Source organism: Streptomyces incanus (genome assembly GCF_042656345.1).
GTDB lineage: Bacteria > Actinomycetota > Actinomycetes > Streptomycetales > Streptomycetaceae > Streptomyces > Streptomyces incanus.
In genome coordinates this window covers 1-23,347 of sequence record NZ_JBHSPC010000165.1, presented here as the reverse complement: position 1 = coordinate 23,347, position 23,347 = coordinate 1, and the positions used below count along the sequence as shown (strand labels likewise).

At 71.2% G+C, this 23,347-nt stretch carries 22 protein-coding genes and 1 pseudogene; 15 read left to right on the top strand and 8 right to left on the bottom strand.

Annotation, left to right across the window (positions count from 1 at the left end):
• Nucleotides 1–61: 61 nt before the first annotated feature.
• The gene (locus ACFP2V_RS37180) at nt 62–1,264 is read right to left on the bottom strand and encodes a S8 family peptidase (protein ID WP_381220665.1); all 1,203 of its coding nucleotides are present in this window, start codon (nt 1,262–1,264) and stop codon (nt 62–64) included.
• A 587-nt stretch (nt 1,265–1,851) separates the two neighbouring features.
• Between ACFP2V_RS37180 and ACFP2V_RS37175 the strand changes: the two genes are divergently transcribed.
• On the top strand, nt 1,852–2,070 hold the full coding sequence (locus ACFP2V_RS37175) for a hypothetical protein (protein ID WP_381220662.1): 219 nt from the start codon (nt 1,852–1,854) through the stop codon (nt 2,068–2,070).
• A gap of 70 nt (nt 2,071–2,140) precedes the next feature.
• Complete coding sequence (locus ACFP2V_RS37170) at nt 2,141–3,670, top strand: FAD-dependent monooxygenase (RefSeq protein ID WP_381220659.1); 1,530 nt, start codon at nt 2,141–2,143, stop codon at nt 3,668–3,670.
• Nucleotides 3,671–5,167: 1,497 nt separating this feature from the next.
• Here ACFP2V_RS37170 and ACFP2V_RS37165 read toward each other — a convergent pair.
• On the bottom strand, nt 5,168–5,359 hold the full coding sequence (locus ACFP2V_RS37165) for a hypothetical protein (protein ID WP_381220656.1): 192 nt from the start codon (nt 5,357–5,359) through the stop codon (nt 5,168–5,170).
• 311 nt (nt 5,360–5,670) lie between these two features.
• Between ACFP2V_RS37165 and ACFP2V_RS37160 the strand changes: the two genes are divergently transcribed.
• Nucleotides 5,671–6,243: a YceI family protein gene (locus tag ACFP2V_RS37160; RefSeq protein WP_381220653.1), complete on the top strand. Its 573-nt coding sequence runs from the start codon at nt 5,671–5,673 to the stop codon at nt 6,241–6,243.
• 89 nt (nt 6,244–6,332) lie between these two features.
• On the top strand, nt 6,333–6,614 hold the full coding sequence (locus tag ACFP2V_RS37155) for a hypothetical protein (protein ID WP_381220650.1): 282 nt from the start codon (nt 6,333–6,335) through the stop codon (nt 6,612–6,614).
• Between the two features lie 778 nt (nt 6,615–7,392).
• Here ACFP2V_RS37155 and ACFP2V_RS37150 read toward each other — a convergent pair.
• Nucleotides 7,393–9,543 (bottom strand): hypothetical protein, encoded by a 2,151-nt coding sequence (locus tag ACFP2V_RS37150; RefSeq protein WP_381220647.1) that lies wholly within the window; start codon nt 9,541–9,543, stop codon nt 7,393–7,395.
• 224 nt (nt 9,544–9,767) lie between these two features.
• Here ACFP2V_RS37150 and ACFP2V_RS37145 point away from each other — a divergent pair, with 224 nt between their 5' ends.
• From ACFP2V_RS37145 to ACFP2V_RS37120, 6 genes and pseudogenes are all read left to right on the top strand, one after another.
• Entirely contained in the window at nt 9,768–10,190 is a 423-nt protein-coding gene (locus tag ACFP2V_RS37145; RefSeq protein ID WP_381220644.1) for a DinB family protein, read from the top strand.
• A 13-nt stretch (nt 10,191–10,203) separates the two neighbouring features.
• Nucleotides 10,204–11,502 (top strand): bifunctional 3-oxoadipate enol-lactonase/4-carboxymuconolactone decarboxylase PcaDC, encoded by a 1,299-nt coding sequence (gene pcaDC / locus ACFP2V_RS37140; RefSeq protein ID WP_381220641.1) that lies wholly within the window; start codon nt 10,204–10,206, stop codon nt 11,500–11,502.
• Nucleotides 11,503–11,552: 50 nt separating this feature from the next.
• Nucleotides 11,553–12,188 carry an MBL fold metallo-hydrolase gene (locus ACFP2V_RS37135; RefSeq protein ID WP_381220639.1) on the top strand — a complete coding sequence of 212 codons (636 nt, stop codon included), beginning with the start codon at nt 11,553–11,555 and terminating at the stop codon, nt 12,186–12,188.
• Between the two features lie 63 nt (nt 12,189–12,251).
• Complete coding sequence (locus tag ACFP2V_RS37130; RefSeq protein WP_381220636.1) at nt 12,252–13,031, top strand: exodeoxyribonuclease III; 780 nt, start codon at nt 12,252–12,254, stop codon at nt 13,029–13,031.
• Nucleotides 13,032–13,125: 94 nt separating this feature from the next.
• Entirely contained in the window at nt 13,126–13,539 is a 414-nt protein-coding gene (locus ACFP2V_RS37125; protein ID WP_381220633.1) for a DUF6278 family protein, read from the top strand.
• Between the two features lie 70 nt (nt 13,540–13,609).
• A pseudogene (locus ACFP2V_RS37120) lies at nt 13,610–14,203 on the top strand (ATP-binding cassette domain-containing protein).
• Nucleotides 14,204–14,594: 391 nt separating this feature from the next.
• Here the strand turns inward: ACFP2V_RS37120 and tnpA are convergent.
• On the bottom strand, nt 14,595–15,023 hold the full coding sequence (gene tnpA / locus ACFP2V_RS37115) for an IS200/IS605 family transposase (RefSeq protein ID WP_381220630.1): 429 nt from the start codon (nt 15,021–15,023) through the stop codon (nt 14,595–14,597).
• A 50-nt stretch (nt 15,024–15,073) separates the two neighbouring features.
• On the opposite strand from tnpA, the gene ACFP2V_RS37110 reads away from it, so the two are divergent.
• Entirely contained in the window at nt 15,074–16,204 is a 1,131-nt protein-coding gene (locus ACFP2V_RS37110; protein WP_381220725.1) for an RNA-guided endonuclease InsQ/TnpB family protein, read from the top strand.
• A 465-nt stretch (nt 16,205–16,669) separates the two neighbouring features.
• Here ACFP2V_RS37110 and ACFP2V_RS37105 read toward each other — a convergent pair whose 3' ends face one another.
• The gene (locus ACFP2V_RS37105) at nt 16,670–18,061 is read right to left on the bottom strand and encodes a dihydrolipoyl dehydrogenase family protein (RefSeq protein WP_381220627.1); all 1,392 of its coding nucleotides are present in this window, start codon (nt 18,059–18,061) and stop codon (nt 16,670–16,672) included.
• A 96-nt stretch (nt 18,062–18,157) separates the two neighbouring features.
• Nucleotides 18,158–19,105, bottom strand: a complete 948-nt coding sequence (locus ACFP2V_RS37100) for an isochorismatase family protein (RefSeq protein WP_381220624.1) — start codon at nt 19,103–19,105, stop codon at nt 18,158–18,160.
• Here ACFP2V_RS37100 and ACFP2V_RS37095 point away from each other — a divergent pair.
• The 3 genes from ACFP2V_RS37095 to ACFP2V_RS37085 all read left to right on the top strand — a co-directional run bounded on the left by ACFP2V_RS37095 (nt 19,049) and on the right by ACFP2V_RS37085 (nt 20,095).
• Nucleotides 19,049–19,195 carry an SAM-dependent methyltransferase gene (locus ACFP2V_RS37095; protein WP_381220621.1) on the top strand — a complete coding sequence of 49 codons (147 nt, stop codon included), beginning with the start codon at nt 19,049–19,051 and terminating at the stop codon, nt 19,193–19,195. The genes ACFP2V_RS37100 and ACFP2V_RS37095 overlap by 57 nt on opposite strands.
• 51 nt (nt 19,196–19,246) lie before the next feature.
• Entirely contained in the window at nt 19,247–19,396 is a 150-nt protein-coding gene (locus tag ACFP2V_RS37090) for a transposase (protein WP_381220618.1), read from the top strand.
• A gap of 432 nt (nt 19,397–19,828) precedes the next feature.
• On the top strand, nt 19,829–20,095 hold the full coding sequence (locus ACFP2V_RS37085) for a hypothetical protein (RefSeq protein ID WP_381220615.1): 267 nt from the start codon (nt 19,829–19,831) through the stop codon (nt 20,093–20,095).
• Nucleotides 20,096–20,126: 31 nt separating this feature from the next.
• Here the strand turns inward: ACFP2V_RS37085 and istB are convergent, their stop codons facing one another.
• Both istB and istA read right to left on the bottom strand, forming a co-directional pair.
• Nucleotides 20,127–20,897, bottom strand: a complete 771-nt coding sequence (istB, locus tag ACFP2V_RS37080; protein ID WP_381220612.1) for an IS21-like element helper ATPase IstB — start codon at nt 20,895–20,897, stop codon at nt 20,127–20,129.
• Nucleotides 20,894–22,321 carry an IS21 family transposase gene (gene istA / locus ACFP2V_RS37075; protein ID WP_381220609.1) on the bottom strand — a complete coding sequence of 476 codons (1,428 nt, stop codon included), beginning with the start codon at nt 22,319–22,321 and terminating at the stop codon, nt 20,894–20,896. The genes istB and istA overlap by 4 nt, the downstream gene beginning before the upstream one ends.
• A 144-nt stretch (nt 22,322–22,465) precedes the next feature.
• On the opposite strand from istA, the gene ACFP2V_RS37070 reads away from it, so the two are divergent.
• A complete protein-coding gene (locus ACFP2V_RS37070; RefSeq protein WP_381220607.1) occupies nt 22,466–23,272 on the top strand; it encodes an IS110 family RNA-guided transposase in 807 nt (268 codons plus the stop codon).
• The last annotated feature ends 75 nt before the right edge of the window (nt 23,273–23,347 follow it).

Genomic DNA, 23,347 nt, shown 5'->3' with positions numbered 1-23,347 from the left:
AAGTGCCGTTTCCCGAAGGCACGGCGGCCTCCGGGAAACGGCGTTCACGCCTGACGGGGTGTCACGGGACGAGACGCAGAAGCTTGTTCGGCGAACCGGAACCCGGGCTGGTGACCACGCCCGAAGTGGCGCCGTTCACCAGGGCCGCGGAAACCTGTGCCGGGGTGGCCGTGGTGTGGCCCGCGAGGTAGACCGCGGCCGCGCCCGCGACGTGCGGTGTCGCCATCGACGTGCCCGAGATGGTGTTGGTCGCGGTGTCGCTGGTGTGCCAGCCCGCCGTGATCGAGGAGCCGGGGGCGAAGAGGTCGAGGAGCGAGCCGTAGTTGGAGTAGCTGGCCCTGGCGTCCGTATTGGTGGTGGCGCCGACCGTGATCGCCTCGGTGACCCGGGCGGGGGAGGAGGAGGACGCGTTGGCGTTCTCGTTGCCCGCGGCGACCGCGTAGGTGACACCGCTGGCGATCGAGTTGCGCACGGCCGTGTCCAGGGCGGTGGAGGTGCCGCCGCCCAGCGACATGTTGGCGACCGAGGGGCCGGAGTGGTTCTTGGTGACCCAGTCGACGCCCGCTATGACGCCGGCCGTGGTGCCCGAGCCGCTGGCGTTGAGCACGCGGACTGCCACGATCCTGGTCTTCTTGGCGACGCCGTAGGTGGAGCCCGCGATGGTGGTGGCGACGTGGGTGCCGTGGCCGTTGCCGTCCGACGGCGTGCCGCCGCTGACGGCGTCGTAGCCGTACGAGGCCCGTCCGCTGAGCTGCGAGTGCGTGATGCGCACCCCGGTGTCGATGACGTACGCGGTCACGCCGCTGCCCGCCGAGTCCGGGTAGGTGTACGTGCCGGAGAGCGGGCGTGCCGTCTGGTCGATGCGGTCCAGGCCCCAGGGGGCGTTGGTCTGCGTGGCGTCGAGGTGGACCTTCTGGTTCTGTTCCACCGTGGCGATCGCCGGGTCGGCCGCGAGTCTCCTGGCCTCGGTCGCCGAGAAGTCCGCCGTGTAGCCGTTCAGCGCGCTGCCGAACGTCTTCTTCACCGTGCCGCCGTACTTGGTGATCAGGCCCTTGCCCTTGCTCGACGCGGACTTGAAGCCCGCGGTCTTCTTGAGCGTGATGATGTAGCTGTCCTTGATCGCCGTGGGGGAGTCGGCGGCGAGTACTTTTCCTTCGGCCGGGGCGGCCTGGGCGGGAAGCGCGGTGAGTCCGCCCAAAAGGGAGGCGGTCGCAACGCCGGTGAGGGCGGCGAAGCGGATCTTCCTGCTACGCGGTTGTGCCATGTGAGGGGGTCCTCCTCAGGCAAGCGCGCCTGGGTGTGGCGCGCGATGTGGGGGTGCACGCGGGGTCGCGCACACGGCCCTGAGCGCTGCGTTCCGCTCAAGGCCGAGTAAAGAGTGTGGTAACTGGTGGTTATAATCAAGAGAGTTGAAGGCTTGACATGTGACTGTCATACTTGTGAAGTGGGTGAGGTCCTCCTCGCCGCCGGTGCCGCCGTCACCGGGACGGATCGTCGCGACGCGGGCTTTTCCCTCGCAGCGACCACCGAAAAGATCTATTTTCCGAAGAAATTGATGTCCGGTCAGCTTCGGACCCGAGGCGGAAGCGGACGAACGGTGTGGTTCGAGGAGATCGCTGCGCGACGGCCACGACCGGCGAGATCTTGGGGCCCGGATCTCGCAGCTCATGGAGGGGACGACAGCTGCGTCCGGAGACGAGAGTCCCGCCTGGCAACCGCGAGCACCCCTCCGACCTGCGTGCTCCACCGTCAGTAACCATGGCCACAAAGCATCACCATCGAATGTGGGCCAGAGCCGTTGACCGTACAGCCCCCCTCTGGGCCACCGGCTACCGCCGCACCTTCCCCTACTTGAACGGCAGTGACGCCCTGAACTCCGACGGACGGCCCCGGCACCACGGCGGCGTCGCCACCGTCCCCGGGCTCGGGTTCGTCGGCATCGAGTTCCAGCGCAGCTTCTCCTCCAACACCCTGCGCGGCGTCGGACGCGACGCCGCGCACGTCCTGTCCCTGCTCGACCGCTCACGCCGACCGCAGCGTCGACGGTCGCCCGGCCCCTCCTCGCCGTAGCGGGGCACAGGCTCGACGCGGTGCGCGCCGAACGGTCTCGCGCGCGTCTCGTCTCCACTACCGTGGACTCATGACGGCGCCGCTGGACGTGCTGGTGGTGGGAGCAGGGCCGACCGGTCTCGCCCTCGCCGCGCAGCTGCGCGCGTACGGAGCGCGGTTCAGGATCATCGACCGTTCCCTCGACCGGGTGCGGGAGTCGCGGGCGCTTGCCATCCAGCCCCGCACCCTGGAGGCGTTGGCGGGCTTCGGGGTGACGGACGAACTGGTGGCCCGGGGCAACCCGGCGATGCGGCTGCGGCTCCACCTGCCCCGCCGCGTGGTGGCGCTGCGCTTGTTCGACATCGGACTGACCGACACGGCGTATCCGTTCCTGCTGTTCCTCTCGCAGGCCGAGACGGAGCGCGTCCTCTCCGAGTATCTGGCCGCGCGGGACGTGACGATCGAGCGCGGCACCGAACTGGTCCGGCTGGAGGCGACGGACTCGTCCGTCGACTGCCGGCTGCGCCACGACGACGGCTCGCAGGAGGCCGTGCAGGCGCGCTACGTCGTGGGCTGCGACGGCGCCCACAGCACCGTGCGCAACCAGAGCGGCATCGGATTCGGGGGATACGCCTACCCGCAGACGTTCCTGCTCGCCGACCTGGAGGTCGACGGGCTGGAGCCGGACTCCGTGCATTCGTACATGAGCGGGGCGGGGATGGTGTTCTTCTTCCCGCTCGGCGCGCCGGCCGGCTGGCGCATGCTCGCGATGCGGCCGCCCGACGCCCTCGGCGCCGAGGTGGACCTGCCGTCGTTGCAGGAGATCGCCGACCGCTGCACCGACGAGCGGCTGACGCTGCGGGACCCGGTCTGGATGACCGACTTCCGCCTCCACAACCGCGGCGCCGCCCGTTACCGCTTTGGCCCCTGCTTCCTGGCGGGCGACGCGGCCCATATCCACAGCCCAGCCGGCGGGCAGGGGATGAACACCGGCATCCAGGACGCGCTCAACCTCGGCTGGAAGCTCGCCCTCACCTGCCGGGGCGCGGCGCCCGAGGAACTGCTGGCAACGTATGAGGCCGAGCGGGCCCCCGTCGGCCACAGCGTGCGGCGCTTCACCGACCGCGCCTTCACCATCGCCACCAGCGGCAACCCCGTCTTCCGCGTCGGCCGCACCCACATCGCCCCGCGGCTGGCGCCGCTGGCGCTACGGGCGGCCAAGATCCGCGGGCGGCTCTTTCGGACCGTCTCCGAACTGGGCATCCACTACCGGCGCAGCCCCGCCTCCACGGCCGGCTCACGACCGCCCAGGGACGGGCCGAGAGCCGGGGACCGGCTGCCCGACCTGCCCCGTGGGCTGCAGGCACGCACGGCGGCACCGGGCTGGCACCTGCTGCTGTCCGGACCACCAGCCCTCTGGCCGGACGAACGGCTCTCCCCGGCCCTGGAAGGACGGGTCGGCCTGGTCTCCGTCCACCGGCTCGGCGGGCAGAGCCCGTGGCCGGGCGTCGTACAGGGACTCGTCCGCCCCGACGGCTACCTGGGCTATGTCGCACGGGGCGCCGGCCTGGACGGCCTGCGAGCCTACCTGGACCGCTGGTTGCCGGTCGGCCGCCGTTGATCCCACCCGCCGCAATGCGGCCGGTGGCCTCTTCGACCGCAGACCCTGTACCTGAGTACCGGCTGCACGTCCGGGTGCGGCCGGCTACGAGCGACTCTGCGGGTGCCGAATCATCATCCGGCCTGGTCAGGCGGTATCTCGGTACCCGCGGAGGGTTGTGCCGGGCCGGTCTCCTCGGCGGACCTTCAAGTCCCCGAGCCGTGGTGGGTTGTCGACCGGTGGGGGAGCGGGCAATGTGGTGCGGCCTGCCCGAGGGCCCAGCGCGGCCGGGGCTCGGGGGCATGGGCCGCGACCGCACGCAAGGCGCAGCGGCGGAGGGGGCGCTGGTTCCCGGTCAAGGCGCGGTCCGGGAGCCCGCCTCAACAGGCGGGAGCCCGCCTCAACAGGTCGGTAGCCGGCGCTCCCCGCGGGGGTTCCTCCGGGGCAGCCGGGAGCCTGTGGTGATCGCCTTCGGGCCGGCGTCGGCCACCGGGGCGGCGAGGGCGGTCGGGCGCTTCGCGCCGCAGTCGCGGCTCGGGACGCCGGGCGTGCGGCCGGCGTCCCGGAGGCCCCTGGGGAGGTGACGCCCGGGCGGCACGATCCACCGCGTGGTCGGGTGCGCGGTGGCGCCCGGGATCCGGATGCGCCGGGTCGGGTGCGCGAGGCCGGCGGAGACCTACGGCCGCGCCCCGGCCGGGGGCGGGCCTCGAAGGGGGCGAGGGCGGGCAGGGCGCCGGCCCGGCGGCGCGGAAGGTCCGCCCGGGTGGTGCTCTGCCGTGCGGGCGCGGGCGGGATGCCGTGCTCCTTGAGGATCTCCCCGGCGGGGCAGGCCGTGGTGCCGGCGCGAGAGCGTCTCTGGGCGGGCCGGCGGGAGAGGACGCGGCTGCGTTTTCGGTGGGCGGCGGGGCGGACCGGCCGGCATCACCCGGTCGGTGTCGGTGCAGGTCGGCTTGCCGGCCGGGCGGTGCGGGGCCGGCGGCCGGTGTTGCGGGCGGGGGTCTCGAGGTCCTGGTCCCGGTCGCTCCTCGGCGCCAGGCGTGGCGGGGCGGGGGCGTGGGGCGGTGTGGTGGGCCGGGCGCGGCGGCACGGGAGAGCGTGCTGCCGTCCGCATGGATCCGCGGGAAGGCAAGCAAAAATCGGTGTGCGGTTCGCCGCTGGGCAGTCAAGGCCGTGAGCTGCGCGGATGATGTATCGGCACTCGCAGAGCCGGCCCGGCGCGGCCCCCCATCGACGCCCGGACGGTCCGGGAAGTCCTCCACACCGCGGCCCCCCATCGACGCCCGGACGGTCCGGGAAGTCCTCCACACCGCGGGCGTCGACCCGGCCCCGCGCCGCTTCGGCCCCACCGGGCGCGCGTTCCGCACCCCCCAGGCCGCAGGGACCATCGCCTGCGACTTCCCGCCCAGCGGCACCGCGCCGGGCAGCCGGGCGGTACGCGCCGGCGTTCGGCGAGCACGGCACCCGCCGGGTGCCCGTCACCGGCGTCACCGCCCACTCGACCCGGGCACGCGCTGGGAGTCACTGCGCTTCCTGCTGCGCGACCGCGATGACATGTACGGCGAGGCCTTCGACGCGGTCTTCGCAGCCGACGAGATGAAGATCCTCCAGAGCGCGCTGCGAGCGCCGCGGAGGAGTGCCCATGGCGGGAGAGTTATCGGTGGCATCCGGCGTGAGGCCCTCGATCACGTTCTCATCATGGGCGAGGCTCACGCCCGACAGTCCTGGCTACCTACAAGAAGCACCACACCGCGCACCGGCCCCATCGGGCCCGCCGTCAGCCGCCACCCGACTCGGTCCAACAGCCCGCCACCGTGCACGACTTCGATACGCGCAGACCCCTGCGCACCCGCGTCCTCGGCGGCGTCATCGACGAGTACCGCTACGCGGCCCGAGCAGCAGCGACGACTTTCCGAGCCCACACCGGGTATCCGGCTCCTTTGCGACATCGTCTCGCCCCATGGGGACACGCCGACTGGATCGTGTCGACGGCCCCAGCCGTGTCCGCCCGTAACCTGGGCGCTGTGACGTTGACTGACGGAACGTACCGGCTCGGGCCCTCAACCGGCCGCCTCTTGATCAAGACCGGCCGGGCCGGGCTGGGTCGCAGGGCGGGACACGACCTCACCATCGAGGCCACCCGATGGTCCGGGGAGGCCGTGGTGGCCGTCGGAGCCCCGGAGAGGTCGTCGGTGAGTGTGACGGTCGAGACGGGCTCGCTGGAGGTCCGGGAGGGAACGGGAGGGCTGAAGGCGCTCACCGATGCCGACCGGGCCGAGATCAAACGGACACTGGCGGACAAGTCCCTACTGCACACCGCGAAGCACCCCACGATCACCTTTCGTTCCACCCGCATCACGGGAACCCCGCAGTCCTTCGAGATCACTGGAGAGCTCACCATCAAAGGCCGGACCCACCCGGCGACCGTGCACGGGAGGGGGAATGACGGCGGGCTGTTGCGCGGCTGGGCGACCGTCACGCAGTCCGCCTGGGCAATCAAGCCCTACACCGCGTTCTTGGGCGCGTTGCGGCTGGCCGACGAGGTCCGGGTGGAGTTCGAGGTGGCCAGGCCTGACCCGGTGGACAGGCCCGGGTAGCCGCCGTTCGCGGTCCGGGCGCGACAGCCGATCACAGCCACCCGGCTCAAGGCTGCGGGCGGATCGACCCCTCGGCCTACGGTAGGGGCATGAGTGACATCGTCGTCGTGTACGAGCTCGACAAGCCGGTGGCCACACGCTCCTCCCCCGGTTCACCAGGTGAGGGAGAACGGCCGGTCCGCCGGGTGCACGCGGCGCCCACCGCGCCGGGAACGCCCACCAGGACCGGACCACGAACCCTCTGCGGCAAGGACACGTTCGTTATGGCGACCGCCCGTCGCAGGCCCTCCGAGCGCCGTGGGGCGCCGTGGTACCCCGATGAGTACGCATCCTTGGTCTGCCCCGACTGCGACGCCGTGATGGAGATCTGACCGGCACACGCGCCACCATGCCCAGCCGCCTCCTCCCAAGACTTCTCCCTGGAACGCTTCAGGGCTTCCCTGGCCCGAAGCCGTAAAGGGACGTGACCGGTGTGCCTTGGCCGTGCGACCCAGCGCCCCGGAGACACCGTGACGGACAGCCCCTCTTCGCCGGCCGGGACCCAGGCATCCGGACACGACAGCGGCACCGCCGCGACGCAGGCCCCACGTGCCACCGACGTCACCGAGCGCATCCGACGTCCAGCACTTCGATCACGTCACCACTCGCTCCTCGCGAACCCGCACATCAGGTTCGCCAACTACCGCCGCGGCTGTATCCGGGCCGCGGTGACGCCGGACCTGTGGACGACCGACTTCCGGGTCGTCCCCCATGTCACCAGGCCCGGTGCACCGGTCTCCACCCGAGCGACATACGTCGTCGAGAACGGTCGCCCCGGCGTCCAGCTCGACAGCGAGGGACCAGCCGTCCGACCGGCGCCGTGGGGGCAGTACCGGGCGGGACGCGCTGTGCCGGGTGATGCCGACGCACGGCCGGGTGCTTGAACAGGTGAGGGCCTGCTGGGTTCGGTGCGGATCGTTACCTCTGCACCGCCACTCGGCAGGCCCTCGTGTCCACCGTGACGCCCCGCTGCCCCTGGCGCACCAGCGGCGCGAACATCTCCCCGCCGAACTCCCCGACCGTCACCCCTGGCAAAGCCCTGCCGGGCCCGGGCGTTGGTACGCAGCAGGGTGGGCGAGCCCGCAGGCTGTCGGCCGGGGCCGGGGCATGTCAGCGGCGGCGCCCGGACGATGCCCGCTGCGCCGTCTTCTTCGCGTGGGCCGCCGCGCCTGCCACCGTGCGGTCCGGGTGGTGGGCGCGCAGGGTGTCCAGGATGCGCAGCGACGTGCCCGGGTCCGCCTCGGCCAGGGCGTCGGCGAGGGCTGCAGCGCCGCCGGGCCAGGCGGCGGCCGCCGTGTCGAAGGCGGGGAGCAGGGTCGTCGGCGGGATGTCGGCCGCGGCCGGGGTGCCCGTCTCGCCCGCGTCGTACCGGCGCTTCACATGGCCGAGCATGTCGTCGATCCAGCGCTGGTCCAGCTCCTCGACGAGCACCGTGGCGCGGGCGGTGAGGGGGACCGTGTCCTCGGGGACGGACTCTCCCCGGGCCAGCAGCAGCCCGCGGGCGGCGGCCCCGGTCACCGGGTCGGTGAGCGCGGCGCGCAGCACCGTGTCGGGGATCGCGGCGACATCGAGGCGGGCGAAGTACTCGGACGTGCGGGCGGCATCGGCCTCGTCGGCCTTGGCCCCGGAGACGGCGTCGAGCAGTTCGCCCCATACCTCGTCCGTGCCACCGCGGTGCGCGGCCCACGCGGCAAGCGTGGCGGCGGCGAGCCGGGTGGGCCAGTGGCGGGTGGCGGCCACGGTCTCGGCCGCGTTCCACTCCGCCACGGTTTCCTGGTCGGGGGCGGCCACATGGCCGGCGGTGAGCACGTGGCGCATGACGGCGGCGCCGAGCGGGGTGAGCCCGTAGGTGTCGCCGGTACGGAAGACACAGCCGGTGGAGGCCAGTTGGTCCACGAGCGACGCCAGACCGTGTGCGGGGGCGTCGAGTTCGGCGCGGTCGGCGTCCGTGACGGCGGGCATCCCGAGGAGTTGGGACAGCTCCTCGGGCGACGGGAGCTCGTAGGCGTCGGGGGCGTTGCGTGACACGGGCGTCGGAGCGTCCTCCAGTTCGGGCGGCAGGCCGTCGGACTTCGCGTCGGCGATCTTGCGGGCGACCGAGTCGGGGGTGCTGCCGCGTTCGTACAGCGAGTAGAGGAGGTGCGCCGCGTCGAACGAGTACGCCTCCTGCGGGCCGGTGACCAGCGGCAGCCGTTCGGCCTGGGCGGCCAGGACGTCGGCGGCCAGCTCGAGCAGCTCCTGCGGGGTGCCGTCGGCCCACACGGCGGTGGCGGGGCCGGGCAGGCCGCAGCGTTCCGCGACGTCGCGCAGCTCGTCGTCGAAGGTCCCGGCCGCGAGCGCCGCGGGTAGCGGGGCGGCGTGCAGCAGGTCCCGGATCTCGTCGGGCGAAGGGACCGCCGGCGGGGGCGGCAGCGGGACGGACGAGTCGCCGTAGTAGTCGAGGTGTTCGTCGAGCATGCGGTCGGCGAGCGCGACGTGCGGCATCGTCTCCGGGGCGGGGGCGAGTGCGGCGTGCCGGGCGGCGAACGCCTCGGCGAGCCCCGCCGCGGTCCACCGGTCGGTCAACGCGTCGGCGATGCGCTCCAGTTCGCTGCTGAGCGCGTCGTCGGGGCGTCGGTCGTCCAGCGGCGGTGTGGGCAGCAGCGGGCCTGCCGGTGATGCCTCGCGGGTGTCGCGGGCGAACGCGGCGAGCAGCGCCTCGTCGAGACGGCTCCGCACGGCGAACGTTTGTTCCGCGAGGTCGGAACGGTGCAGCGGCTCGGGCAGGGCCGGCCGGTCGGCGTGCGGTGTGTTCTCGTGGGCGTCGAGCCAGGCCCCCACGGCGGCGGGGTCGTCCGGGTCGACACCGTCGGCGGTCAGCAGCGAGGCGTACCAGCGGTGCCAGGTCAGATTCGCCGGGTCCGCCATGGCGCGGCGGAAGCCGGGCACGGCGTCCTCGACGGCGGCGAGCAGGCGCGCGTGACGCTTGGCGTTGAGCCGACCCGCTGCCCGGACCCGGTCGGCGAGGGTGCCGAGGACGCCGGGCAGGGCGTCCAGCTCGTCGTCGCCGGCGCACAGCAGCTGCGGCAGGTCCTCGTGCAGCACCTGCCGCAGCAGGCCGGGGGTCGGCTTGGGCACGCCCGCCCTGCGGTCCGCTCCGCGCAGCGCGAGCATCGTCAGCACGGCGTCCGTGAGGCGCGTCGGCAGTGCGACGCCTCTCTCCTCCGTCGCCCAGCTGAGGAAGTCGTCGCGGCCGGTATTCAAGGCGTTCGTACGAGTCACTCGTGGAGCGTATGAGTGCGGGCGGCCCCGGTGATCCTTCCAGGTCCGGGGTTAGCCCGATCGAGCGAGTGATACGCCTGTGCGGCCCGCTCCCCGGCACACCGGGCGAAGCGGCGGCGAGGCCGGTCGGAGCCCGGAACCGGCAGGGACGGGGCGAGGTGGGGGCGGGGCGGGATGCGCGTGGTGGCGATGAGTTCGCGTCGGGCGGGCAGTAAGCACTGCACATGGACACCTCCGACACCACATCCCTGCCCGGTCTCACTCCCGCCGCCCAGGCGGTGACGCAGTTGCCCGGCGCGATCGGCGACGAGCGCCCGGGCGCTCCGACCTCGTGTCCCGAGCACGCGACGCGGGAGCTGCCGGCCCACCTCGAGGGGCTGTCCCTCGCCTTCCGGGACGCGGCCCGCAAGGATCTCGGGCCGACGACCGACACGTCGCCCACTGCTTCGCTTCCGTTCCTGGAGGGCGGCCGGCGCGCCAGGATTCCGGTTCGGCTGGACGAGTTCGCCGGCGTGTGGCGGCCACGCGTACACGCCGGAGGACTCGTACCTGGGTTCCCGAGGGTTCCGGCAGCGCCGGCGGTGGCGCTGCCGGGCGCGGGAGTCGCCGGGTTTTTCCCCGGCCGTGTGACAGCTCGTGACACGTGAGAGGGTTTGGGGCGTGAGTGAGACATCACCGAACACCCTGCAATACCGCTTTGACGGGCCGGAAGACGCACCTGTCCTGATCTTGGGTCCCTCACTGGGTACCACATGGCACATGTGGGACCGGCAGATCCCCGAGCTGACAAAACAGTGGCGTGTGTTCCGGTTCGATCTGCCCGGGCACGGGGGCGCCCCCGCCTACCCGGCGGGATCCGTCGGCGACCTCACCGCGCGGCTGCTCGCCACCCTCGAAGGCCTCGGCGTGCAGCGCTTCGGCTACGCGGGCTGCGCGCTCGGCGGCGCGATCGGCCTCGAACTGGCCCTGCGCCACGCCGAGCGCCTCGCCTCCCTCGCCCTGATCGCCGCCTCGCCCCGGTTCGGCACCGCCGACGAGTTCCGCCAGCGCGGGGTGATCGTCCGCACGAACGGACTCGATCCGATCGCCCGCACCGCGCCCGACCGCTGGTTCACCAGTGGTTTCGCGGCCGCGCAGCCCGCGATCACCGAGTGGGCCGTGCAGATGGTGCGCACCACCGACCCGGGCTGCTACATCGCCGCCTGCGAGGCCCTCGCCTCGTTCGACGTACGGGCCGAACTCGGCAGCGTCGGCGTGCCGACGCTGGTACTGGTCGGCTCGGACGACCAGGTCACCGGTCCCGCCGAGGCCCGCACGCTGGTCGCCGGGGTGCCGGACGCTCGACTGGCCGTCGTGCCCGGCGCCTCCCATCTCGTGCCGGTGGAGCAGCCCGCCGCCGTCACCGACCTTCTGGTCCGGCACTTCTCCACCGCCTGGCAGCCCGGCTTCGAGGCCGCCACCGGGCACATCGCCCTGCCCGCCGTCCAGGTCCAGGCGGGGCAGGTGGTCGTACCGCAGCAGACCGGGCCCGTCGCCGAGATCGCCGCCGCCGTCCCGCCGCAGCCCCAGGGCGGCAGTCCCGACCCGTACGAGGCCGGGATCAAGGTCCGCCGTGAGGTGCTGGGTGACGCGCACATCGACCAGGTGCTGGCGCAGACCGACGACTTCTCGGGCGATTTCCAGGAGTACGTCACCCGTTCCGTCTGGGGCGGGGTCTGGGACCGGCCCGGCCTGGACCGGCGCACCCGCAGCTGCGTCACCCTCACCGCTCTGGTCGCCGGCGGCCACCTGGAGGACCTCGCCGTCCACACCCGGGCCGCCCTGCGCAACGGCCTCACTCCCGCGGAGATCAAGGAGGTCCTGCTCCAGGCGGCCGTCTACTGCGGTGTGCCCGCGGCGAGCAGCGCGTTCCGGGTGGCCCAGCAGGTAGTCCGCGAGGAGACCACACCCCAGGGGTGAGGCCCGGGAGTGAGGCCCCGGAGCGAGTCCCGAGGAGGCAGGATGGACGCATGAGGCTCACGAAGAAGTCGCACTCCTGCGTCCGCCTGGAGAAGGACGGCCGCACTCTCGTCGTCGACCCCGGAGGGTTCAGCGAGGAGGACGCCGCGCTCGGCGCGGACGTCATCCTCGTCACGCACGAGCACCCCGACCACTTCGACGAGGGGAGGCTCAGGGCCGCGCTGGAGGCCGACCCGGCCGCCGGGATCTGGACCCTGAAGTCCGTCGCGGACCAGCTCTCGGCCGCGTTCCCGGGCCGGGTGCACACCGTCGGCCACGGCGACACGTTCACCGCCGCGGGCTTCGAGGTGCAGGTGCACGGCGAGCTGCACGCGGTGATCCACCCGGACATCCCGCGGGTCACCAATGTCGGCTACCTCGTCGACGGCGGCGTCCTCTTCCACCCCGGCGACGCCCTCACCGTTCCCGACCACCCGGTCCGGACGCTGATGCTCCCCGTCATGGCCCCCTGGAACAAGATCTCGGAGGTCATCGACTACGTCCGCGAGGTCCGGCCGGAGCGCGCCTATGACATCCACGACGCCCTGCTCACCGATCTGGCCCGCCCGATCTACGACCGCCAGATCGGGGCCCTCGGCGGTGCTCCGCACCTGCGACTGGCCCCGGGGGCGACGGCCGAGCTGTGAGCCAGGCAGGGCCCCGGCCCCGACGGTCGGGCATTGTCGGAGGCGCCGGGTAGGTTGTGAGACATGCGCATCGCGACCTGGAACGTGAACTCGATCACCGCCCGCCTGCCGAGGCTCCTGGCCTGGCTGGAGAGCAGCGGCACGGACGTGCTGTGCCTCCAGGAGGCCAAGGTCGCCGAGGAGCAGTTCCCGGTGGAGCAACTGCGCGAGCTGGGCTACGAGTCGGCGGTGCACGCCACCGGCCGGTGGAACGGCGTGGCGGTGCTCTCCCGCGTAGGCCTCGAGGACGTCGTCAAGGGCCTGCCCGGCGACCCGGGTTACGACGGCTCGTTGGAGCCCCGGGCCGTCTCCGCGACCTGCGGCCCGGTCCGCGTCTGGTCGGTGTACGTGCCCAACGGGCGTGAGGTGGACCACGCGCACTACGCGTACAAGCTCCAGTGGTTCGAGGCGCTGAAGGCCGCCGTGGCCGGCGGCGCGGCGGGCAGCCGCCCGTTCGCGGTCCTCGGCGACTACAACGTGGCGCCGACCGACGACGACGTGCACGACATCACCGTCTTCGAGGGCTCCACCCATGTCACCCCGGCCGAGCGCGCCGCCCTCGCCGCCCTGCGCGAAACCGGTCTGACCGACGTGGTCCCGCGCCCGCTGAAGTACGACCACCCGTTCACGTACTGGGACTACCGCCAGCTCGGCTTCCCCAAGAACCGCGGCATGCGCATCGACCTGGTGTACGGCAACGAGCCGTTCGCCAAGGCCGTTTCCGACGCCTACGTCGACCGTGAGGAGCGCAAGGGCAAGGGCGCCTCGGACCACGCACCGGTCGTGGTGGACCTGGACGTGTGATCACCGGCCACCGGCGATCAGTGACCGGCCACCCCACGGCAGCGGTCCGCGCGCCCTGTGGTGCGGATGGCGGTACGAATGTCACGCTGGAGAGATGAACATCCCCTTCCTGGGCAACCGGCGCCAGAAGCCCGGAGTCCTCCGCGATCCCGAAGGCCTCGCGGAACTCCTCGCCGAGTGCGAACTGCTGCGCTCCCAGGTGTCCCGGGCCGGTGTCCGGCTGGACGACTCCCCGGCCTCGTTGGAGGCGCTGGACCAGTTGGTCCCGGGAAGCTGGCGGGACGACGAGGACACCCTGACCTGGCTGGGCAACGACGCCGGGCTGTATCTGGGCACGGTCATCGTGCGCACCGTGCCGGGAGCCGTCTGGGAGATCCGGTCCGACGGCCAGCCCGTCGTACGGCTCGCCTCCGGGCGGGAGCTCGACGTCGTGGACTCCGGGCACGCCTGGGCCGCCGGCGGTATGCCTGAACTGTCCCAGCTGTACGCCGAAGTCGCGGAGGCGTGAGACGCCGGACGGCGCTCCGGTCCCGGCCGGCCCGCACTCCGGCGCTCACCAGGTAGGCCGAGCTCCGGGGTTGCATGCCCTGCGGGACATCGACCTCACCGTGGGCAGGGGGTGAGGTGGTTGTCGTCATCGGCCCGTCGGGGCCGGTCGGTCGCCCCGGTGCCGGGCGACCGACCGGCTGGAGACCGTCAGGTCCGGCACGACCCTGATCGACGGGCAGCCGCTGCTGACGAGGGCAGGGCCCCGGCGCGGCCGCGCGCCGGGGCCTGGAGGGTCTTCCCGTCCTTCGACCTCTTCGCGCACAGGACCGCTCCGCAGAACGTCCCGCTGGGACAGGCCGAGCTCCGCGGACGCAAGAGCGCGGCGATCGCACGGGCGCCGGCCATGGAACCCAGGGCGAGGCTCTTCGGCGACCCGGCCTCGGCGTTCGCCCCCGAGACGATCAACGAGATCCCGGACGTCATGCGGTACCCGGCCGAAGCGGACATGACCGTGATCGTCGTCACGCACGGGAGGGCGTCGCCCGCTCTGCCGTCAGCCGGCCGTCTGCATGGCCAACGGCCGTATCGTCGAGGGCCGTACGCCCGACGGGTTCTTCACGGATCCGAGCAGGGACCGGGCCAAGGACTTCCTCTCCAGGATCCTCGGACAGTGGGCGGGGTGACGCGGGGACGTCCACCCCGCCCGGCCTCGACTACGATGTTTTCTCCATCCCGGTGGGGAGGGGGACTTCGCGATCGGCGCGGGGGACACCGCCGCCGGGAGGGGCCCACCGCCCCATGTCCGTGGGGGTGGCGGTTCACATCGGCCAGTCCCGTCCGGCGGCAGTCGGAGATCACTGCCCGCGCGGCGAAGACGGCCCGTACCACGGGTTGTTCGCCGGCGAGCAGAAGGTCAGCTGCACGTCGGACGGGTTGTGCCCGGTCACCCGTCCGTGCGCTTCCCCGAGTGGTTCAGCCTGATCTAGCGCGGAACCCCGGGCGTTCACGCCCGGGAGGAAGCGTTTCTCTGGATTGCTCTGACCGGCGGGTACCCGCGGGCCTGCACTGTTGGCCTCAGCCAGGTCGCTTCTGGTTCTCGACGTATTCCTTGATGATCTCCAACGGCGCTCCGCCGCACGAGGCGGCGAAGTACGAAGGCGACCAGAAGTGATCACCCCACAGGTACTTACGGATATGGGCTGGGAACTCCTGACGGAGTCGCCGGGCGGAGACGCCCTTGAGGGAGCCGACCAGCCGGGACAGGGCGACTTTGGGCGGGTAGTGCACCAGCAGGTGGACGTGGTCTCTCTCCCCGTTGAACTCCACCAGCTCGGTGTTGAAGTCCGTGCACACGTCACGCATGACCTCCTCGCAGCGCCGAAGGATCTCCTCGGTGAACGGGCCGCGCCGACACTTGGGTGTGAAGACCAAATGTGCGTGGAGGGTATGGACGACTGTTCTACCTCTGTGAATATTGGGGTTTGGTTCCCAGCGTGGTGACATAGAGCAATGGCAGGGTCACGCCCGTGAAACTCGTTGTGCAGGTGAAACTGATGCCGGAGGCCGAGCAGGCCGCCGCGCTTCTCACCACCCTGCGCACGGTCAACGAGGCCGCGAACTGGGTATCGGCGGTGGCGTTCGAGCAGGGTGTGCCGCGTGAGTACGAGTTGCGCAAGCACACCTACGCGGAGTTGAAGTCGCGGGGGCTGGGGGCCCAGGCGGCCCAGCACACCATCAAGAAGGTCCGCGACGCCTATACGACGCTCAAGGCCAACATCAGGGCCGGGAACCTCGGCAGACCGGGCTCGAAGCGGCGCAGGAAGGCCGAGTCCAAGCCCGTCGCCTTTCGGTCCGAGGCGGCCCAGCCGTACGACGACCGGTGCCTGAGCTGGCAGTACGACGCGCAGACGGTGTCCATCTGGACCACCGCCGGACGCATCCGGGATGTGCGGTTCCTCTGCTCCGCCGACGGCCTGAAGATGCTGCGCGAGCACCGGCAGGGCGAATCGGATCTGGTGGAACGCGACGGCGTGTTCTACCTGATCGCCACCTGCGAGGTCCCCGAGAGGAAGAGTTACGAGCCCGACGGGTTCATCGGCGTCGACCTCGGCATCGTCAACATCGCCACCACATCCACCGGCTACCAGGCCGCCGGGCGCGACCTGAACCGGCACCGCAAACGCCACGGCGCTCTCCGCACCAAGCTCCAGCGCAAGGGCACCAAGTCCGCCAAGCGGCTGCTGAAGAAGCGCAACCGGCGCGAGCGGCGCCATGTCTCCAACACCAACCACATCATCGCGAAGACGATCGTGACCGAGGCAGAACGCACCTCGGCCGGAATCGCCCTGGAAGACCTGGGCGGCATCCGGCAGAGGGTACGGCTCCGCAAGCCCCAACGGGTCACGCTCCACTCCTGGGCCTTCGCCCAGCTCGGGGAGTTCATCGCCTACAAGGCACGCCGCGCAGGCGTGCCCGTGGTCCACGTCGACCCCGCCTACACCTCACAGATGTGCCGCGAGTGCGGGCACGTCGACAAGAAGAACCGGGTCGACCAGGCCCTCTTCATCTGTCGGAACTGCGGGGTCGTTGCCCACGCGGACCGGAACTCTTCCCACAACATCGCCCAACGTGGCGCCATGGTGTGGAACGCGGGGCGTGAGTCACGCGTCCCCGCCACCCCGTAGGGGGTGTCTGGACGGAGGAGTCCACCCAGCAGCCAGCCGGGCACTACCTCCAAGCCCGGTCCTTCAGGACCGGGTCAAGTTGACGACTTCTGCTGCTTCTTGCGCGAGGCGGGCGCCGGGGCGGGCGCCGGGGCGGAGGAGGATCAGGCGGCGGGTGCCGGCAGGGGAGTCTGCGCGGTGCGCGTCACGTCCCCGACCACCTCGACGACATCAGGGCCGTACGCCTGCGAGTTGACGACCTTCAGCAGGCAGAAACGGATCCTCCCAGCTCATCCACCTCAGCCTCGCCGAGATCAGGCGCCTGATCCACCGTCTCACCGACCGCCGCCCAGCATCCCTCGACCACATCCTGCACTGATCCATCTGGCGCCGCAGGCGCCAATTCCAAGCCCGCATCAGTCACTACAAGCGACGCGGACACAGCCCCTGAACTGCCCAGCAATCAGAAATCAGAACAAGCACAAGCTAGTTCAGGGCGTCGAAGAGGAGGTTGAGGCCCTCGCCCATGGTGGGGTGGGTGATGACGGCGTCGCGGACCTGTCGGTAGGGCAGCCGTCCGAGGATGGCCATCTGCAGGGCGGTGATGACTTCCCCGGCGTTGCGTCCCAGCAGGGCGGCGCCGAGGATCTGGTCCGTCTCGGCGTCGACGACGGCCTTCCACGTGCCGACCGTGTCGTGGATGGTCTTGGCCCGAGGGATGGCGGAGACCGGGAGCCGGGCCACCCTGACGTCGTGCCCCCGATCGCGGGCCTCGGTCTCGGTGAGCCCGACGCGCGCGAGCTCGGGAGTGATGAACACGGTGTAGGGCACGAGCCGTCCGGTGGTGGTGGTGGCGTCGCCGCCGGTGAGGATGGCCCGCAGGACGCGGAAGTCGTTCCAGGAGGCGTGCGTGAACTGTGGGCTGCCGGCGACGTCCCCGGCCGCCCAGACGTGGTCGGCGGTGGTGCGCAGGTGGTCGTCGACGGCGACGAACCCGCGGTCGGTGAGCTCGACACCCGCCGTGTCCAGGCCGAGGCCGGCGGTCACGGGCGTGCGGCCGGTGGCCACGAGCAGCTCCTGGGCGCGGACGTCGGAGCCGTCCGCGAGGGTGACGACGACCTCGCCGTGTCCGGGCTCGCGGCGCACGGCATTCGCACGGGCCCCGAGACGGACGTCGACGCCCTGGTCGGTGAGGATGTCGGCCACCTGGCCGGCGACATCCGGGTCCTCGCGCGGCAGCAGCTGGTCGCCGCCCTGCAGCAGGGTCACACGGGTGCCGAAGAGGGCAAACATCGAGGCGAACTCGCAGCCGACGTAACCGCCTCCGAGGATCAGCATCGTCTCGGGCAGGCGCTCCAGGTGCAGAATCGTCTCGGAGTTCCACACCTCCGCCTCGGCGATGCCGGCCAGGGCGGGCACGGCAGGGGTGGTCCCGGTATTGACGACGACGTCCCGGCCGCGCACCGTCCGGGTGGCGCCGTCGTTGGCGCGGATCTCCACGGTGCGTTCGCCTACGAAACGGGCGGTGCCCAGGATGAAGTCCATGCCCGAGTCGGCGAACATCTTGGCGTGGGCGCTGACCATCCCGCCGACGACACCTTCCTTGTGCGCGCGGAGCCTGCCCAGGTCGATGGCGGGCTCACCGTCGATCTCGACGCCCATCTCGCCGGCGTGCCGCACCGTGAGGAGGGCTCGGGCCGAGCCGACGAGTGTTTTCGTGGGGATGCACGCAACGTTGATGCAGGTGCCGCCGATCTTGTCCCGCTCGACCATGACGACACTCCAGCCGGCCTTCGCCCGGTCCATCGCCAGGGACTTCCCGGCCTTGCCGTCGCCGACCACCAGCAGGTCGACGTCCTCGCCGGCCTTCTCGTTCATTTCGTCCTCCCTTATGCTCCTCCCCCGTCCACGGACACCTCGGGCGGACTCTTCCCGGCAACCTCTCTCCTCGCCGCTCGACGCGTCACGTGAGCATCAAAACCGGCCCTGTGACGCTCCCATGGCCCTGACGGCCTCGTCGGTCGTGACGACCGAGTTGGCGACGAAGTCGAAGGTGGCGACCGCGCAGGGGTAGCCGTCGCCGAGCTGGGGATGGTTCGGTGCGGCCGTGGCGTCCTTGACGACCGCGACCTCGAAGCCTTGCTCGACGAGCTCGCGCAGGTGGGACTCGACGCACAGATTGGCCGGCATGCCGGCGAGGACGACCTTGGTCTTGCCGAGCTTGCGCAGCTGGACGACCAGGTCGTTGGACTCGGGCCCGAACACCTCGTGCGGGCTGGTCACGATGGTCCGGCCGTCGTCGATGAACTCCTTGTACTGCTCGAGCCAGTTGGCACCGGCACCCTCGAAGCCCTCCGCACTCAGCGGGCTCCGGCGGGCGAACATACCCGTCTCGTGCATCATCTGCTCCACCGGGCCGCCGAAACGCCAGCCCTGGTCGGTCGGGTAGTAGTAATGGGGCGAGATCACCACGTCGTAGCCCGTGCTCTTGGCGCTGCTGAAGAGCCGATCAAGGTGCTCGACCGTGCCGATCTCGAGGATCCCGTTCCCTACCAAACCCCACGCGGCACCCTTCTCGCTGAGCACGTCGTTCTGCGAATCCGTGACGACGAGGGCGGTGGCCTGCGGGTTGATGTCCATGCCGGAACTCCGACGGTGAGGCGATGAGTCCTGGCGGCCCCGGGCCGCTCCTGGCTGCTCGGTCGCCCGGCCGCTTACCCATAGTGTGCCGCGAGCGGCCTCCAGCGGCATCTTGAGGGGCAGCGCACCACGCTCCCGCTCGCAGCGCAGCACGGGCAGGACACGGACGGGCAGTTTCTGCGAGCCGTCGGCGGCGAGGTCCTCGGCTTCATCGACGGCAAGCGAGTGCTCGACATCGGATCCGGGCCCGGCCACCACGCCGTCCACCTGGCCCGAAAGCACGGCGCCCTCGTGGACGGGATCGACCTGTCACCCACCCAGCATCAACGCGCTCTACAGGCTCACGGCACCGAACCTGAAACTTCCACTTGATCGTGGGCACCTGGAGACGGGGACGTGAGAGCCCGGAGGAAGCAGTGCCGGGTGGGAAGCAAGTACACGAAGCGGTACTCGGAGGAGTACAAGCGGGACGCGATCGAGCTGGTGCGGTCGTCGGGCCGGACAGTGACCGAGGCCGCCCGGGAGCTCAGGGTCAGTTCGGAGTCCCTGTGGGGCTGGGTGAAGAAGGCCTAGGCCGCACGGGACACCGGATCGGGACCCGGCGCCGGGCGGGCCGGGCAGAGCGCCGACGCTCCGCAGGCTGCCGAGCCGCGCCGAATCGCCGTCGTGCGGCATCTGTCGTGAGGCATCTGGAGGACCGCCTCGGTAGACGACGCACTGACCTTGACCCTGCGCTGCTCGGCCATGGCGAGCGTTTCGCCCGCCCCGATACCGCAGTGCAGCAGCACTGCTGACGTTTCGCCTGCCGGGCGTGTGAAACCCGGCATCGTATGGCTCACAGCATCCTGCGCGGTTGCGCAGCAGGGGCTGTCGGCACTACCGCCCTCAACCGATCAACACCCCACCAACGTGATGCGATGAAGGAGCGGGCCTCCCGCTCCGGCCGGGTGCGGACGATGCTCGGTCCAGGAGAAGTAGCCACCGTCCACAGGCAGGAGGCCCCTGATGGACCAGGAAACAGCCTACGACGGACCGCAGATCGTGGGCATGGACCTGCACCGCAGCCGCTCGGTGCTGCTGCGGATGACGCCGGAGGGCACGCGGCTGGGCCGGGTACGGATCGATAACAGCCCGGCCGGCCTGAAGGCCGAGATCGCCAAGGCCGGTCCGCACCCGAGGGTGGTGCTGGAAGCCACCTACGGCTGGTACTGGGCCGCCGACGCCCTCATCGAGACCGGAGCTGTCGAGGTTCAGGGTCACGTGTTCAGGTAGGTACGGGCTCATGTGTCCACCTGGTGGCCCGTCAGGCGACGCTGGAGGCTTCTTCGATGGCGGCGAGACGGTTCTTCAGTCGGTAGCTGGGGCCGTTGATAGAGATGGCGTCGCAGTGGTGGAGGAGGCGGTCGAGGATGGCGGTGGCCAGCACCTCGTCACCGAACACCTGTCCCCATTCTCCGAAGCTCTTGTTGGAGGTGAGGATGATGGATCCCTTCTCGTAGCGCTTGGAGACGACCTGGAAGACCAGGTTCGCCTCGGCGCGTTCGAGGGGCTGGTAGCCGACCTCATCCACGACCAGGACGTTCGGCCGGAGATAGGCACGAAGGGCCCCGGTGAGCCGGCCGATGGCGTCCGCGCTTTTCAGCTTGCGGACCATGTCGTCGAGGGTGGTGAAGTAGACGGAGAACCCGGCCCGGCAGGCGGCGACCGCGAGAGCGACGGCGATATGTGTCTTGCCCACTCCCGGCGGACCCAGCAGGGCGGCGTTGGCCTTGGCCTCGATGAAGGAGAGTGTGGCCAGGTCCTTGATCTTGCGGGGGTCGAGTTCGGGCTGGAACGAGAAGTCGTACTGGTCCAGCGTTTTGTGGTCCGGGAGCTTGGACAAGCGCAGTGAACTGCGGAAACGTCGCTCGTCGCGCATGGCGGCCTCTTCTTCCAGGACGAGGTCGAGGAAGTCGAGGTAGCCCAGCTTTCCCTCCTCGGCCCGGCGGGTGAAGACGTCGAGCTGGCTGGGCAGGTGGGTGAGGCCGAGCCGGGTGGCGGTGGTGCGGATGCGCGTGGTGACCAGCTCGTTCAACGGTGATCCTTGATCGTGGCAGGGGTGAAGGGACGGGTGCCGGCGAGCTGGTCGTAGACGGACAGAGGCCGCCGTTCGACCTCTACCTGCGCGGCGGCAGAGCGGGTCAGCAGGGCCTGGAGAGGGCCGGTGGCCGCCGGCGCGGGGCGGCGGAGCGGGACGACGTTGCTGTCACCGGCCTCGGCGTCGCCGGCGGTCACCGCGCGGGTGTGGCCGTCGGGCAGGCCCTCCCAGTGGGCTTCGTCGACGATGCGCTGCCCTCGGCCGAGGGCCCGCGGGTGGGCGGCCAGCAGGCTCTGGCCGGCTGTTTCGGGGGCGGTGGAGTGCAGGAACACCATGTCGGCTCCGGCGCGGATCTCGACCAGCTGCCGGTGGCGGACCTGCCGGGCCGGCACGGAGTACAGGTTTCCTTCGAAGGCGACCAGGCAGTCCTTGCCGACGTGCCGCAGGTGGCGTCGGGTGACCAGATAGGGAGTCTGGGGCACGGGCCGCAGAGCGGCCTGGTCGCGGGCGGCCCGGACCCCGATGACCTCACCGTGGGTGGCGTGGGTGCGGGCCCTGCGCAGAGGCACCCAGGCGGTGAACGCGGCGTCCATCTCTTCCAGCGAAGCAAAAGCCCGCCCGGCCAGGACATGATCACGCACGATCGCCACCTGCCGCTCGACCCGGCCCTTCCCGGTCGGCCGGTAGGCGGCCAGGACATCGATGTCGAAGTCGTAGTGCCCGGCGAAGGCGACCGCTTCTGGGTGCAGTGGTACCGCCTTGCCCGGCGCGACATGGCGGCGGACCACGGTCTTGGTCCGGTCGTAGACGATCGCCGCCGGGACACCGCCGAAATGTTCGAACGCCCGGCGGTGGCAGGCGAAGAACGAGGCGAGATCCTGGCTGGTGGTGAAGCAGCAGAACGGATCGCGGGAGTACGACAGCGTCATGTGGAAGGAATAGACCTTCTCGATGCCGACGTGCGCAAGGATCTTGCCCTCGTCACCCCAGTCGACCTGGGCCTGGGCCCCGGGGATGACCTCGAAGCGGCGGTGCAGCCGGCGCAGTTCGTCCGTCCCGATGCCCAGCTCCGCCGCGATGCGGGGCCGGGCCTCTTGCAGATAGAGCTTGACGCGCTGGTAGTTGCCGGTGAAGCCGTACTGCTCGACCAGGCGTTCATGCACCACCGTGCCCTTGATCAGCAATTCCGCCCGCAGCATCGCGTCGATCAGCGGCGCCACCCCGGTCACCACCCGCGCCTGGGTTCCCTCGCGGCTGCTGCCCCGCGGCGGGCCCGGCGGAGCCTGTGAGGAGAGGTACTTGCGCACGGTCTGCCGGTGCAGCCCCGTCTCCCGCGCGATCTCCGAGACGCTCATCGCCCCGGACGCGTGCAGAGCCCGAAAACGCCGCAACTCCGCCCAGCGTTCCTCATTCAAGATCACGAAAAGTGGCCTCCGTACAACCTCAACCGGTCGTACGACAGCCTGCCGATCAACGCCACGAACCAGCCTTCGACACGCTACGAGCTGGACACGTTAGCTCGTACGTGGGTGGCCAGATGAGGTTGTACGCCGACAGGAGCCGAGGTGCACCTCGCCCACCCCCTGGGGGTGAAGCTGTTCAGCCACCGTAGGGTCAAGACTGACGAGAGGGACGCCGCCGACCTGGCGGACCTGCTGCGCATGGGGCGCCTGCCGGAGGCGTGGATCGCCCCACCACAGGTGCGCCGGCTGCGGGAACTGGTGCGCTACCGGCACAAGCTGGTCGGCATGCGCACCTCGGCCAAGGACCAGATCCACGCGGTGCTGGGCAAGGCCGGCCTGCACGTGCCGGTGTCCGACCTGTTCGGCCGCGCGGGCGGGGCCTGGCCGGCCACCGTCCCGCTGCACGGCGCCTACGCCACCCGCACCGCCTCGCTGCTCCGGCTGGTCGCCTTCCTCGATGCCGAGATCGCCGACCTCGACCAGCGCACGGCCCAGGCCCTGGCCGGCCATCCCGGCTACGCGGCGGTGCAGACGATCCCCGGCATCGGCCCGGTCTTCGCCGCCGTGATGGTCGCCGAGATCGGCGACGTCGCCCGCTTCCCGGGCCCCGCCCAGCTGTGTTCCTGGGCCGGGCTGACCCCGCGGCACCGCGCCTCGGACACCAAGGTCCACCGCGGGCCGATCACCAAGCAGGGCTCGTCGCTGCTGCGCTGGGCCTGCGTCGAGGCGGTGCAGCGATGCTCCGCCGACACCCCGATGCGGCGGCTGAGGGACCGCATCATTCAACGCCGCGGCACCCCGGCCCGCAACGTCGCCAAGGCCGCCGCGGCCCGCAAGCTGCTCACCCTGGTCTACTACGCGCTGCGCGACGGCGAGGTCCGCTGCCTGGCGAAGACGAGTCCGGCGTGAGCAGGCCGGAACCCGGCCGGCGCGCGATCGCGCATTGTCTGGCCCCCGCCTCGGCGGCGCGGCCGTTAACGTGAT